This window comes from Keratinibaculum paraultunense, assembly GCF_016767175.1.
GTDB classification, from domain to species: domain Bacteria; phylum Bacillota; class Clostridia; order Tissierellales; family Tepidimicrobiaceae; genus Keratinibaculum; species Keratinibaculum paraultunense.
The window spans coordinates 2011762-2025776 of record NZ_CP068564.1; the positions used below are offsets into that span (position 1 = coordinate 2011762).

Sequence of the window (14015 nt, forward strand, 5' to 3'; positions counted from 1 at the left end):
CCTTTTTATGAGACAATAAGAACTGCCCCTATTGTCCTACTAAAGTATTACAGATTGTTCATATTCACCAAATACTTCTCTTAATACTCCACATATTTCACCTAAAGTTGCATATGCTTTTACAGAATCTAATATATAAGGCATTAAATTTTCATCAGTTTTTGCAGCAGCCTCTAATGTTTTTAAAGTTTCTTTAACCTTTTCGTTATCCCTTTCCCTTTTCAATGCTTCTAATTTTTGTCTTTGTAATTTTTCCACTGCTGGATCTACTCTTAATATGTCTTCATGATGTTCTTCTTCTATTTGGAATTTATTAACCCCTACTACTATTCTTTCTTGAGATTCTATTTCCATTTGATAGCGATAAGCTGAATCTTGTATTTCCTTTTGAATATAACCTTTTTCTATGGCTTTAGGAGCACCACCTAATTTATCTATTTTTTCAATGTATTTCATTGCTTCTTTTTCAATTCTATCAGTTAAATTTTCTATATAGTATGAACCTGCTAGTGGATCTATAGTTTCAGCTACTCCAGATTCATAGGCTATTATTTGCTGTGTTCTTAGTGCAATCCTTACTGCCTCTTCAGTAGGTAATGCTAATGCTTCATCCTTTGAATTAGTGTGCAAAGATTGAGTTCCTCCAAGAACTGCTGCTAAAGCTTGTATAGTTACTCTTACTATATTATTATCTGGTTGTTGTGCTGTTAAAGTTGAGCCAGCTGTTTGTGTATGAAATTTTAATCTCATAGATTTTTCACTTTTGGCTTTAAATCTTTCTTTCATTATCTTAGCCCATAATCTTCTAGCTGCCCTGTATTTTGCTATCTCCTCTAGTAAATCATTATGTGCGTTAAAGAAAAAGGATAGTCTAGGTGCAAAATCATCTACATCCAGTCCTGCATCTATGGCTGCCTCTACATATGCAATTCCATCTGCTAATGTAAATGCTACTTCCTGAACAGCTGTAGCTCCTGCTTCTCGTATATGATATCCACTAATACTTATAGTGTTCCACTTTGGTACTTCTTTAGAACAATACTCAAATATATTGGTAATTAGCCTCATAGATGGTTCTGGTGGAAATATGTAAGTTCCCCTTGCTATATATTCTTTTAATATATCATTTTGTATAGTTCCCCTTAATTTTTCCTTAGGTACTCCTTGATTTTCTGCTACTGCAATATACATTGCTAATAAAACACTTGCTGGTGCATTGATAGTCATGGAGGTACTAACTTTATCCAATGGAATACCATCAAACAATATTTCCATATCTTTTAATGAGTCTATAGCAACTCCTACTTTACCTACTTCTCCTTCAGATAAACTATGGTCTGAATCGTATCCTATTTGGGTGGGTAAATCAAATGCAACACTAAGACCAGTTTGCCCTTGTTCTAATAAATATTTGTATCTCTTATTGGATTCTTCTGCAGTGGCAAATCCTGCATATTGCCTCATAGTCCAAAGCCTACCTCTATACATAGTAGGTTGAACTCCTCTGGTAAATGGATATTCTCCTGGGAAACCTAGCTTCTCTTCATAATCAAAATCTTCTATCTCTGCTGGTGTATATAGTCTATCTACCTCTAAATTAGAGCCTGTTGTAAAATTTTCTTTTCTCTCAGGAAACCTACTAATAGCTTTTTCTACCTTGTTTTCCGTCCACTCCTTTTTAGCCTTTTTAATTTCCTCTATTTTTTTCTCATCAAACATATTTCTATCCTCCTTATATTGGAAAATGTTTGTCAACTTATATCCCTATTCATTATATATTATAGTAATAATTCATTAGGTTTTGCAACATTAATTTCAATATTTTTAAAAAATGCAATAAATATTGCAAAAATAATAATAAAAAAGGCAGCTATTAAACACCTAGCTACCTTTTTTATTATGCACTTGCTTCTAAAAATATCTTTTCAAATTCTTTTCCATCTAAAGTTTCTTTTTCTAAAAGGGCTTCTGCTACCCTATGAAGAACATTTATATTATCTTTTAATAACTTTTCTGCTTTACTATAAGCTTTATCTATTAATGATCTCATTTCTTCATCTATAGCTGCAGCTACTTTTTCACTGTAATTTCTAGTTCTTCCAAAATCTCTGCCTACAAATACTTCTTCTTCATCTGTACCATAAGTCATAGGTCCTAGTCTTTCACTCATACCATAGTGAGTGACCATTCTTCTTGCTAATTTAGTAGCTCTCTCTATGTCATTTTGGGCTCCTGTACTTATATCTCCTAGTACTAAAGCCTCTGCAGCTCTTCCTCCTAATAATTGAACCAATTCATCTTCCATTTGGCTTTTAGTCATATAGTACCTGTCTTCTTCTGGTAGATAAGCTGTAAATCCACCAGCCATTCCTCTAGGAATTATAGTTACCATATGGACTGGATCTGCATTTGGCAAAAGCCTTGCAGTAACAGCATGCCCTGCTTCGTGATAAGCTGTAAGTTTCTTTTCTTCTTCACTGATAACTTTAGATTTTTTCTCTGGACCTGCAATTACCTTTATAGTTGCTTCATCTATAATATCCATTGTAATTCTATCTAAATTGTTCCTTGCTGCTAATAAAGCTGCTTCATTAGTTAAATTTTCTAAATCTGCTGGCGTAAATCCAGGAGTTCTCTTTGCTATTACACTTAAATCCACATCATCATCTAAAGGTTTGTTTCTAGTATGAACTTTCAATATTTCTTCTCTAGCTTTTACATCTGGTAATCCTACATAAATTTGCCTATCAAATCTTCCTGGTCTTAAAAGAGCTGGATCTAATATATCAGGTCTGTTAGTAGCTGCCATAACTATTATACCTTCACTAGTACCAAATCCATCCATTTCAACTAAAAGCTGATTTAATGTTTGTTCTCTCTCATCATGTCCTCCTCCAAGTCCTGCTCCTCTTCGTCTTCCCACTGCATCTATTTCATCTATAAATACTATACAAGGTGCATTCTTCTTGGCTTGTTCAAATAAGTCTCTAACACGACTAGCTCCAACTCCTACAAACATCTCAACAAAATCAGAACCAGATATACTAAAAAATGGGACTTCAGCTTCTCCTGCTACAGCTTTACTTAAATAAGTTTTTCCTGTTCCTGGAGGTCCTACTAGCAGTACACCTTTAGGAATTCTAGCACCTATTTCTAGATATTTTTTTGGATTCTTTAAAAAATCTACTACTTCTTCTAATTCTTCCTTTTCTTCTTTTAAACCTGCTACATCATCAAAAGTAACTGTTTGCCCCTCATCTTTATGCATTATAGCCTTACTTTTGCCAAAGGACATTACTCTACCGCCTCCCCCTTGGGATTGCTGCATAAATACCATCCAAAACACAAGAAGCATAATCATTACAAAAATTGTTGGTAATGCAGTAATGAACCAAGGTTCAGAGGGTTCAGGTTCTGCACTATAACTCTTTATTTCTCCAGATTCCACTTTATCTTTCAGATAATTTTCATAAAAATTATTTTTCATGTGTTCAGGTATCATAAGGGTATATTGAGTACCATCCGATAATTTGCCTTTTAATTTATCGCCTACAGTTACAATACTTTCTATTTCTCCATTTTCCAAACGGTCTAAAAATTCTGTCACATCCATTTCTTTAACCTGATCTACATCTTTGCTAAACATTGATACTGCAAATATTATTATAATGAGTATGAGCAAGTAAAGACTTGTACCTCTAAAGAATCTTCTCAATCCAAGTCCTCCCTTCTGTCTAAAATCAAATCATATTTAAGAATTATAGCATATTTTACATTAAAGTACAATATAATCTCTCCTTTTTATTATTAACTATATACTTCTTCCTTTAACGCTGCAATATAAGGTAAATTTCTATACTGTTCAGCATAATCAAGACCATATCCTACTACAAATTCATCTGGGATAATAAATCCCCTATAATCTACAGGCACTTCTGCCTTTCTTCTATCAGGCTTATCTAAAAGGGTGCAAATTTTTACAGACTTTGCTCCTCTTTTTTTTAAATTATCTGTCAAATAAGATAATGTAAGACCAGTATCAATTATATCCTCTACAATCAAAATATCCTTATCTTCTATGCTACAATCTAAATCCTTTATTATTCGTACAATTCCAGTTGATGTGGAAGAGTTACCATAGCTTGATACTGCCATAAAATCTATCAATACAGGTATTTTTATACTCTTAGCTAAATCTGCCATAAATATTACTGCCCCTTTTAATATACCTACTAGCATCAAATTTTTACCCTTATAGTCTTCAGTTATTTGCTTCCCTAATTCTTTCACTTTTGCTTCTATTTCTTCTTCAGTCAACAATATATCCTTTATAATATCTTCTACAATAACTTCATTCATTATATTTAAGCCTCCTTATTTAAACTTACCACCAATACCTTTTTAGTATGTGGGGTTATCTTATATAATTCACTGCTTCTATATCCAACTATCCATAGAATATTTTCATCATCAGTCAATATGGGGATGTTATCTCTTTTGTCCTTTGGAATTTTTTCATCTATAAAATAGTCTTTAATCTTTTTAGTTCCTTTCATCCCATAAGGCACAAAACGATCACCAGCTTTTCTATTTCTTACATACAAATCCCCTTTTATCTTATCATAATCAAAATATTTAATAAATCTTTTATTCTTATCTATTTTACTTATATCAGTAACAGGAAGCACTTTTACATTAAAGCTGTACCCTATTTCATCTATATACGTAGTTCCTTCCATATTTAGTTTATATATAAAATCTTTTTTATGTTCTATTATATCTTTCTTTTCAATAATAAATTCATCATAGCTTGTCTTAGCTATAATATTATCAACTAAATTAATACTTTTTCCTGTCCCCCTTTCTAAAAATAGCGTTAATATATCAAGTATATGCTTCTCTGTAATCCCTTGTAAATCACCTTTTATGTCTAAAATACAATTTCTTATTATTCTACGCTGAATACTCTCATGTTCTGCAACAAATTTCTCTCCATCTAGAATTATACTATCTTTTAACTTTTTTTTCACCATACTATTATAGATTTTTTGAGCATATTGTTCTAAAAAATCACTATCAATGGAACAAATCCTAGAAGTTCTCCATAGTGTATCTATTATATTAGGATTAAAATTTTCCTCTATATAAGGGATTAACTCTAATCTTATTTTATTTCTATTATAAATTGGTTCTAAATTAGTCTTATCTATTCTAGTTTTTATGTTTCTCTCTTTTAAATATCTTTCTATTTCTTTCCTTTCTATACCAAGAATAGGTCTTATTATATCACCACTTATATATTCCATACCTTTTAACCCATCTATACCTGTTCCTCTAAAAAACCTCATAAGCAACGTTTCTGCTTGATCATTTTTATTATGGGCTACTGCAATTTTGCCTCCTCCAATTTCATCTAAAATTTCACGAAAAAAATTATATCTTAACTTTCTTCCTGCTTCTTCAGATGAAAGTCCAACCTTTTTTGCATATTCATCCATATTTACAGTTTTAGAATAACATATTAGTCCTAAATTTTTAGCAAGTTGTTCTACAAATAGCTGATCCTCTAAAGCTTCTTTGCCTCTTACTCCATGGTTTAAATGGGCTATATATATATTAAAATCTATAATTTTTTTTATATCCAGTAAAACATATAAAAGGGCCATGGAATCAGGCCCTCCCGATAAACCTAATACTATATTGTCTCCTTCTTCTATCAAATTGTATTTTTTAACCACTTCCAAAACTTTGTCTTTCATAACCTCACCTTTTCTATTTAAATATCCCTTAAATAGATTATACCAAAAAACACCTTATCCCTACAATAATAACAAAAACAAAACTGACTATACTAGCTATTAATACATAGTCAATTTTACTAAGCTTATTATATGTTTTTTTATAATCAATTATATTATGTAATGCTCTTTCATACTGCTTAAAATTCCTATACTTGCCATCTAAAGCGTTGTATAAAAATACCTTCTGTGACTTTCCTAATGGAAATGACAAAACTTGAGTCTTTACTTGTTCCATATTATATTTTAGTGGATTATATTCTACATTACCTATTAATGCTATCATAATCATAGTTATACTAAATAGTATTTCCATTTCTCTATTATATTTGAAATTTACACCCCAAGAATTTATATTATAAGATGGAGTATACTCCTTTGTAGGTTTGTTTTTTTCTACTAAACCTCCAAAATCGATAAAATATATTTTACCACTAATATCTAATATTATATTCTCCAATTTTACATCAGTATATTTATACCCAATTTCATCTATTTTTTTAAACATATTTGTAATGATTAACCCTATTTTAAATATAATATTTAATTTTAATTTTTTGTTATTTATTAATTCTTTTAAATTAATTCCAGGGATATACTCCATTACTATATAATGGAATACATCCCCGTTATATTCCCAGTCATCAAAATCATATACATTAGGTATAAAATTCAACTCTTTTAAAGCTATCATTGAATTATACTCATTGGTTATGGATAATGTATCTTTAGATATCTTCATAGCCCTTACTTGCCCCATTATATCCTTTACCATATATACCTTCCCAAAATTCCCCTTACCAATCAGTTTAATAACTTTATACTCTTTACCTTTCCATTTACCCTTTATGTACATAAAATCACCTAAACTATATGATTATAGGGTATATCATCATATCTTGCATTTACAAATATATCTATTGCTCCTTCAATAGCATATCCTGTAGGAGTAATGCCTCCTATATTTATATTGTCTAAACTATTTTTCAATTCATCTATGTCCTCAGTAAAATCACACAATAAGTCATAATATTCTTCCTTACCTGGAAATATTAAAACTCCTACTTCATTTTTACCTTTTCTCTCTTCTAAAAACAAAAGTAATTCCAATACACTTTTTTTAGCAATATCAATTTTGTTTTTCATACTTCCACTTGCATCCAGCAATATTAAACATTTTAAATCTGCTTCATTCCCTATCATATCTATTAGTTTCACAAATTTTTCTCTTTCCACTGGGTGAATATCTTTTATATCCATATCTATTATCTCTTTAAGCTCATGGCTTACCATTTCTTCTATAGTGGTATATATAGAATTTATAGTAACTCTACTTAATGTTTCTGAAAGATGGTTTAAATGAGTTAATTCACACACACCTCCACCTCTTTCTGCTATATCTTCTAACTCCATAATGGCCATTTGATTTTTATTATTGTCAATAATCCCTATAGTATTTACTCTAATGTCTTCTTTTAATGCTAGTTCAGATACTTCTCCTGGATTAGGTCCTTTATTTGATTGACCATCAGAAATTAAAATTATCTGCCTTAACATATACATCACTCCTAATGTGGTTTTTTAGGATTATTGACAAATATATTAATTATATACATCATATTTCATATTTAACTATCTATTTTTCCACACCTTTGTAACCAATATAGTCATATCATCTCTAATTTGATTTTTACTCACCTTTTTTGCTATTTCTAATATGGTATCTGCAATAACTTTAGGATTTATGCTATTGATATTTTTTATAATATCCTTCATCCATTGTTCTACATTTTCTATATTCCTATTAGCTTCCAATACTCCATCAGACATCATTATTATAATATCCCCATCTTCTAGATATTCTTCATATATATTAAAATCTATATCCTTTAATATTCCTACAGGCAAAGATTGGGAATTAATAATCTTAACCTCATTGTTTCTTTTTATAAAAGTAGCTGGTGCACCCATTTTAATTGCCTGCAGTTTACCCGAGTATAAATCTAATAAGGATATATCAAAAGTTGTAAATATTTCATCATTAGATTTAAGCATAAGAATTGAATTAATGGTTTTAAGTGTCAGCTTTTTATCAAATTTTGCTTCTAAAAAGCTCTCCAATAACTCAATAGCTATATTGCTTTCATTATTTGCCCTTTTACCTATACCCATCCCATCACTTAAAGCCACAAAATAATTATTATCCCCTTCTCCAAATGTATAATTATCACCAGATATATTATTATAATCATTAGCTATAGTAACTACTTCAGTAAGAGCACTATATCGATTTCTCCTTATAAGTTTAAACCTCTTCCCTTCATTTTTAGGTAGATCTAATATAAATTCTACTTTTAATGGAATATCTACTGTATCTGTAACTATTCTTTCTATATTCTCTTGACTATTTTTCCCCTTATATGATTTATCCACATCTACATATATTTCTAACTTGTTTTTATCTAATTCTATTACTATCACATTTTTTACATCTACCTTTTTATTTTTTAAACTTGCGTATATTTCTTCTTCCATATCTTCTTTAAATATAGGTTTTGTATATATATCATTAATAGTCTTTTCAATTATATTGCTTACTTCTTTTAATTGTTCAGATACTAATTCTCTGTTTTCTAAAAGTTTTTTCTCCCATAGAGCATTTGCTTCAAATATATTAAAATGAGTTTTCATAATTTCTATTACCTCATCCTTGTTTATACAATAATCCCTTATGGATGGTGGTAAATTATCTTCTGTTATACATTTATTTCCTTCCATTAAACTTATAGTGTTATATATTAAATTATAAGTAGTATGAAAATCTTCTTCCCAACAAAATTTTCTCATACCACAATTAGCACATAAAGAGTTGGCAATATCATCTATTAACTTATATATTTTTTCCGCATCAAATTTCTTCTCATATTTTGCTGCACCTTTAAAAGTAGCTGATAATTCTCCAAATACTTTAGATATTTCCTTTAATCTATTTATGGTTATTTCGTCTTTCCTTTGAGAATAGCTTCTTTCCTTCATTCGACCTAAAGCTACTTCCATATACCCTGAAAAATAATTATTCAACACATTATATAACAACAAAAACAATATTACTGATATACCTAATTCCCAGGGTTTAATAAAACTAGTACCATATCCATTTATATAAAAACTTATAATACAATTTCCCAATAAAAATCCTAATGAAGAACCTATCTTCCCTAAATCCTTAAATAAACCTGTAAGCATTCCTGCTAAACCGTAAATAGATAATATAAAAGGCATCTCTGGTTGAGAAATATGGGATATTAAGCCTAAGCTAATACCTGCAGCTCCTCCTATAAAAGCTCCTTCTGAAAAACCTAAATATAATATTATTAATACACTTAGTATTCTTTTTACTGATAATCCAGCTATTGACATATTTTGCATTCCTGTAAGCGTTAAAGACAAGGTAATTATCCCACATATAAGATTTTCACTAGAATATCTTATTTCTGATGATTCCATTGAAAGAGTATGACAAAATATATAGGTAAGTGCAAATACAACTACTCCTTCAAATAAAATGGTAAATATATCATAAATAAACATGGGCTTAAATACTATTACAAATGCAAACTTCACCATTGTAAATAATATACTAGATACTATTGAAGAACCTATGATGGATAAATTTTTTAATCGATTAGAATTGTTAAATAAGAGAGAAATTACAATAATAACTATAAAATAATCCATGCCCTTTAATCCATGAAAAGTAAATATTCCCAATATTGTAGATATAAGCACAAATATATTTAATTTCCCAATGATTATATAAGCTGATATGAAAGATATTCCGAAAGGCGTTAGCTTATCTAATATATTAGCTCTTCCTATAAAAAATGCTAAAATCATACACAATACTTGTTGACTGTCAAAATCAAATAAATTGTTAATTTTCTTTTGTTTAGATAGAACAAATTCCGTTTTTAACATTTCCATTCCCCCTATTCCCTTTTATAAATATATTAACAAATTGAATGAAAATATTTTGTCAATACTTCTTGTAGGAAATGGAAAAGTTTTTGACATAAATCTTTTATTTATGTGCTAATTTGTTAATCTAAAGTAATTTTTCAATAACCTTACTCCATTGATAATATGCATACTATAAGGTTATAAAAATATATATGTATATGATGTATTATTTTGTTTCAAGTCTTCTAAGTGGGCAATATGTTATTAAATAAGTTTAATATTAGGTATAAATTAAGTTAAAGTAAAGGCAAAATTAAAAACCGGATTTCTCCGGTTTTATGAGTCCATTTAAAATTAAATTATTATTAAGATCTCCTAAGTAGGCATAAAAAGTTTCTTAAAAACCACCTGTCCTTCTAGCTCCTTGTCCTCGTCTGCCTTCTCGTATCTTTAATTGATCTTGTTTTTCATTGCTATCCTTTAAAAATTGAGAAAGCTTATCTTCAAAGGACATATGCTTTTGTTTTTCATCTACTTTATCCCAATCAATTTCAATAGGATTTGAAGTTTTAGGTTTAGCTTGTCTAATGGAAAGGCTGATTTTGCCATCCTTAGATACTGATAAAATTTTCACTTTAACTTTTTGATCTTTTTTCAAGTAGTCGGTTACTTTTTCTACATAGTCATCAGATATTTCTGAGATATGGACTAATCCGCTATCTCCATTTGGCAATTGAACAAATGCACCAAAGTTTGTAATACCTGTGACAGTGCCCTCAACTACTTTTCCAACAGTTACGGGCATAAATAAACAATTCCTCCTTATAAATATATTCTTTATATAGTATATATGAGAATTCACATATTGTCAATAAATTCTACTCCACCTTTGTTCTAAAGTTAACAAAATGATTTTTATTTTTATTTTTATCTATGTACATTATCTCTCTAGGTCTTAACATATTCAAATCTTCTCTAGCTATTTTTTCTATAAATTCTAAACTATCCCTATCTTGAATTTCTTCATTTAGCTCTTTAATCTCTTTTTCTAGTTTAGCTATTTCCATCTCTTCTTTTTCTTTTCTCTCTATTAAATTCTTCATCATTATTCTTTGAGTTATGAAGGTTTTTCCTATAATAAATATTAAGAATAATATTATTACATGCTTTAACTTAAAACCTCTTTTTTTCTTTTTGTTTTTTTTATATTTCATAAAACCACCACCTACTATTTCTATTCTACATCAAATTTAAAATTCCTTCATTTTTTATTTGAAATAATATTTTTTTGTTTTTTTATTTGATTCAAAGTTTCCTTTGGAATATTCTTTAATTTTTTCAATCTATTTAATTTTAGAGATAATTTCTTACTAACATGTTTAAAAGGGAATAATATCCATTGAGTAGTTTTTTTAAAAAATTGCCTTATCCCGTTAAACAATCCTTTTAGCAAAGGATAAAATACATTACTTAATAATTTTGAATACAAAGTTCCCCCTAAGAAAAATCCTAAAAACACATAGCCCCTTATTTCTCCCCAATTGCTTCTATTTAAAATATAAAAAAACAACAAAGAAATACCTATCCAAAACAGCAGATCCTCTATTTGAGTAATTAAATGTTTAGGTTTAAAATAGTATCTACTTATTCTGTATAAATCATAAAAAAATCCAGCAACAAGCCCTCCATATATGGAAGTTAAAAAAATATATAATTGCATTTTTATAGTAATATCCATGCTAAACTCTCCAAATTATTTAAATATTTTACCGATTAAATTGCCCTTTTGAGATGAATCCTTGCTATTATAAAATATACCATTTATTATCCCATCTATTTTTATGTTTCCATCCTCTAAATTTAACTTTCCCACATTAAGACCTTCTCCTTTAATTGTCATTCCTCCCTTTACAGTCATGAGTATAATTGTACTTTCGTTGAAACTTTCAACCTGTTCTACCCCTGTAATGGTTACTTTATTTCTATTCTCTACTAATATATTTTGAGTTTTAAAATCCACTCTATTTTCTGCCAATTTAAATCCCTCCTCCCTATTTATTAATATTTATGAATAAAAAAAGGCTTTTATTACAAAAGCCCCTTCATTCTATAATTTTATATAATTCTAAAGCTTCATCTTTTTTTACATTATCCTTAATCTCTAGTATTTCTACTTTCATAGTCTTAGTCCCAAAATCAACTTCTACAATATCGCCAACTTCAACTTCATCCCCAGGTTTTGCTTGTTTACCATTGATAAACACTCTACCTTGTTCACAAGCTTCCTTAGCTATTGGTCTCCTTTTTATAATTCTGGAATTTTTTAAAAATTTATCTATTCTCAAACCATTCCCTCCAAAATAATATTTAAAAAATCAGGTCAATGACCTGATTTTTTATTTGTTTACAGCTTCTTTCAATGATTTACCTGCTCTAAATACAGGTGCTTTTGATGCTGGTATTTGTATAACTTCTTCTGGATTTCTTGGATTTCTTCCTTCTCTAGCTTTTCTATGCCTTACTTCAAATGTTCCAAATCCTACTAATTGTACTTTTTCTTCCTTAGACAATGCTTCCTGTACAGCCTCCATAAATGCATTTAACGCACTTTCTGCATCTTTCTTTGTCAAACCACTTTTTTCTGCTATATTAGTAACTAATTCAGCTTTATTCATTATAAATTCCTCCTCTTTTCATAATATAGTAATTTCTCATTTTACCTAATTTCATATTTATCTATAAAATTCTTCTTATCCTATTTCAAATCCTGCTTTTTATAAGTTTTATGTAGCTTTGCTTCATTCCATAATTTATCCATTTCTTCTAAAGTCATGTCTTTCAGGTTTTTACCAATTTGTTTACTTTTAGTTTCCATTATCGAGAATCTGTCAATAAATTTGTTTATGCACTTATTTAGTGCCACTTCAGGATTAACCTCTAAAAATCTACATACATTAACTACTGCAAACAATAAATCTCCCAATTCCTCTTCTACTTTATCCACATCACCACCTTTAATATTTGTATTTTTGATGGATTCAATAACTTCATAGTATTCTTCCTTAACTTTGTCTAAAGCACCCTCCACATCTTCCCAATCAAAACCAATATCTCTAGCCCTTTTTTGTACTTTATAACTTCTCATTAAGGAAGGAATCTTTGGAACATCCATTAGAGTGTCAGTATAAGTTTTAATATTTCTATCTTTAAACTTCAATTTATTCCAATTATATACTACTTCATCAAATTTTTCTACTGTTTTTTCCCCAAAAACATGAGGATGTCGATAAATTAATTTCTTATTCAACTCTGTAGTTACATCAAATAAGTTAAATTCCCCTTCCTCCATAGCTATTTGGCAATGAAATACTACTTGAAGAAGTAAATCTCCTAATTCCTCTATTAAACCATCTATATCTTCTCTATCAATTGCATCTACCACTTCATATGCTTCTTCAATAACACATTCTCTAATGGATTTATGAGTTTGTTCCCTGTCCCAAGGGCAACCCTTATCGCTTCTTAATAATTCCATCGTATCTACAATATCGGCTATGTCATATATTTTTTTAGTTATTTTATCCACTTTGGGGATATATATACTTGTTAAAGGTCCAATATTGTTCATTCTATCTAGTTCATATATATATATATTATAAATTTCCTCCTCATCCTCTACTCCTGCACTATTTATTAGATATATCCTATACTCATCTCCATAAACTTGAGATAATACTAATTTAATATTAGAAGCAACTCTAGTATTATACACTTGAATTACTATACAATCAACATTAATATCAATATCTTTAAATTTAAAATCTGTTCCATCTATGATTTTAAGACCTTCTATAGGATCTCGCTCTACAAGTTTTAAAATAGGTTCTATAAAACTCACACCAGTTATAATCTCTATTTCTAAGTTTTCATCTTCTCTTCTTAACAATAATTCAACTGTCTTTTCTGCTACCATAGGATTACCAGGAACTAAATAGTTTATAGTTTTGTACTTGTTTGCCTTTTTAATCAAATCCTCCACAATATATTCATATACCTTTGAAAAATCCTCTTCCTGTGCATATACATAGTCATAGGACTCATAAGGTATATTGTTTTCCTTTAAAAAATTAACTGTAGGATGTTCTTCTGTTCTTAAATAATTTCTATCTCCACTTTTAATCCTTTTTATTGCTCCAATAGTTAAATCTTCTATGCTCCCAGGTCCTAAACCTAGTATATATATTTTTCCCATATTCA

The 14015-nt window shown here is 29.2% G+C and carries 14 protein-coding genes; all 14 read right to left on the reverse strand.

What is annotated here, in order from left to right; all coding sequences use genetic code 11:
* Positions 1-39 precede the first annotated feature (39 nt).
* Positions 40-1719, reverse strand: a complete 1680-nt coding sequence (locus tag JL105_RS09845) for an acyl-CoA mutase large subunit family protein (protein ID WP_132028336.1) — start codon at positions 1717-1719, stop codon at positions 40-42.
* Between the two features lie 178 nt (positions 1720-1897).
* Complete coding sequence (ftsH, locus tag JL105_RS09850) at positions 1898-3715, reverse strand: ATP-dependent zinc metalloprotease FtsH (protein ID WP_132028333.1); 1818 nt, start codon at positions 3713-3715, stop codon at positions 1898-1900.
* Between the two features lie 92 nt (positions 3716-3807).
* The gene (hpt, locus tag JL105_RS09855) at positions 3808-4359 is read right to left on the reverse strand and encodes a hypoxanthine phosphoribosyltransferase (RefSeq protein ID WP_132028330.1); all 552 of its coding nucleotides are present in this window, start codon (positions 4357-4359) and stop codon (positions 3808-3810) included.
* A gap of 5 nt (positions 4360-4364) precedes the next feature.
* Positions 4365-5759 (reverse strand): tRNA lysidine(34) synthetase TilS, encoded by a 1395-nt coding sequence (gene tilS / locus JL105_RS09860; RefSeq protein WP_132028327.1) that lies wholly within the window; start codon positions 5757-5759, stop codon positions 4365-4367.
* Positions 5760-5796: 37 nt separating this feature from the next.
* Entirely contained in the window at positions 5797-6573 is a 777-nt protein-coding gene (locus JL105_RS09865; protein WP_237722273.1) for a protein kinase domain-containing protein, read from the reverse strand.
* 89 nt (positions 6574-6662) lie between these two features.
* Positions 6663-7355: a vWA domain-containing protein gene (locus JL105_RS09870; RefSeq protein ID WP_158280031.1), complete on the reverse strand. Its 693-nt coding sequence runs from the start codon at positions 7353-7355 to the stop codon at positions 6663-6665.
* Between the two features lie 75 nt (positions 7356-7430).
* Entirely contained in the window at positions 7431-9776 is a 2346-nt protein-coding gene (gene spoIIE / locus JL105_RS09875) for a stage II sporulation protein E (protein ID WP_158280030.1), read from the reverse strand.
* A 379-nt stretch (positions 9777-10155) separates the two neighbouring features.
* Complete coding sequence (locus JL105_RS09880; protein ID WP_132028315.1) at positions 10156-10563, reverse strand: S1 RNA-binding domain-containing protein; 408 nt, start codon at positions 10561-10563, stop codon at positions 10156-10158.
* 73 nt (positions 10564-10636) lie between these two features.
* Positions 10637-10972: an FtsB family cell division protein gene (locus tag JL105_RS09885; protein WP_132028312.1), complete on the reverse strand. Its 336-nt coding sequence runs from the start codon at positions 10970-10972 to the stop codon at positions 10637-10639.
* 47 nt (positions 10973-11019) lie between these two features.
* Complete coding sequence (yabQ, locus tag JL105_RS09890; protein ID WP_132028309.1) at positions 11020-11496, reverse strand: spore cortex biosynthesis protein YabQ; 477 nt, start codon at positions 11494-11496, stop codon at positions 11020-11022.
* A gap of 15 nt (positions 11497-11511) precedes the next feature.
* Positions 11512-11793: a sporulation protein YabP gene (yabP, locus tag JL105_RS09895; protein ID WP_132028306.1), complete on the reverse strand. Its 282-nt coding sequence runs from the start codon at positions 11791-11793 to the stop codon at positions 11512-11514.
* A gap of 67 nt (positions 11794-11860) precedes the next feature.
* Positions 11861-12103 carry an RNA-binding S4 domain-containing protein gene (locus JL105_RS09900; RefSeq protein WP_132028303.1) on the reverse strand — a complete coding sequence of 81 codons (243 nt, stop codon included), beginning with the start codon at positions 12101-12103 and terminating at the stop codon, positions 11861-11863.
* A gap of 51 nt (positions 12104-12154) precedes the next feature.
* Positions 12155-12433 carry an HU family DNA-binding protein gene (locus JL105_RS09905; protein WP_132028300.1) on the reverse strand — a complete coding sequence of 93 codons (279 nt, stop codon included), beginning with the start codon at positions 12431-12433 and terminating at the stop codon, positions 12155-12157.
* Positions 12434-12513: 80 nt separating this feature from the next.
* Positions 12514-14010 (reverse strand): bifunctional methyltransferase/pyrophosphohydrolase YabN, encoded by a 1497-nt coding sequence (gene yabN / locus JL105_RS09910; protein ID WP_237722274.1) that lies wholly within the window; start codon positions 14008-14010, stop codon positions 12514-12516.
* Positions 14011-14015: the final 5 nt, after the last annotated feature.

Excerpts from the sequence above, each read along its gene's own strand:
- hpt (WP_132028330.1), bottom strand. The coding sequence starts at position 4,359 with ATGAATGAAGTTATTGTAGAAGATATTATAAAGGATATATTGTTGACT.
- tilS (WP_132028327.1), bottom strand. The coding sequence starts at position 5,759 with ATGAAAGACAAAGTTTTGGAAGTGGTTAAAAAATACAATTTGATAGAA.
- JL105_RS09880 (WP_132028315.1), bottom strand. The coding sequence starts at position 10,563 with ATGCCCGTAACTGTTGGAAAAGTAGTTGAGGGCACTGTCACAGGTATT.
- JL105_RS09905 (WP_132028300.1), bottom strand. The coding sequence starts at position 12,433 with ATGAATAAAGCTGAATTAGTTACTAATATAGCAGAAAAAAGTGGTTTG.
- JL105_RS09845 (WP_132028336.1), bottom strand. The coding sequence starts at position 1,719 with ATGTTTGATGAGAAAAAAATAGAGGAAATTAAAAAGGCTAAAAAGGAG.
- JL105_RS09865 (WP_237722273.1), bottom strand. The coding sequence starts at position 6,573 with ATGGTAAAGGATATAATGGGGCAAGTAAGGGCTATGAAGATATCTAAA.
- yabN (WP_237722274.1), bottom strand. The coding sequence starts at position 14,010 with ATGGGAAAAATATATATACTAGGTTTAGGACCTGGGAGCATAGAAGAT.
- spoIIE (WP_158280030.1), bottom strand. The coding sequence starts at position 9,776 with ATGTTAAAAACGGAATTTGTTCTATCTAAACAAAAGAAAATTAACAAT.
- yabQ (WP_132028309.1), bottom strand. The coding sequence starts at position 11,496 with ATGGATATTACTATAAAAATGCAATTATATATTTTTTTAACTTCCATA.
- JL105_RS09870 (WP_158280031.1), bottom strand. The coding sequence starts at position 7,355 with ATGTTAAGGCAGATAATTTTAATTTCTGATGGTCAATCAAATAAAGGA.
- JL105_RS09885 (WP_132028312.1), bottom strand. The coding sequence starts at position 10,972 with ATGAAATATAAAAAAAACAAAAAGAAAAAAAGAGGTTTTAAGTTAAAG.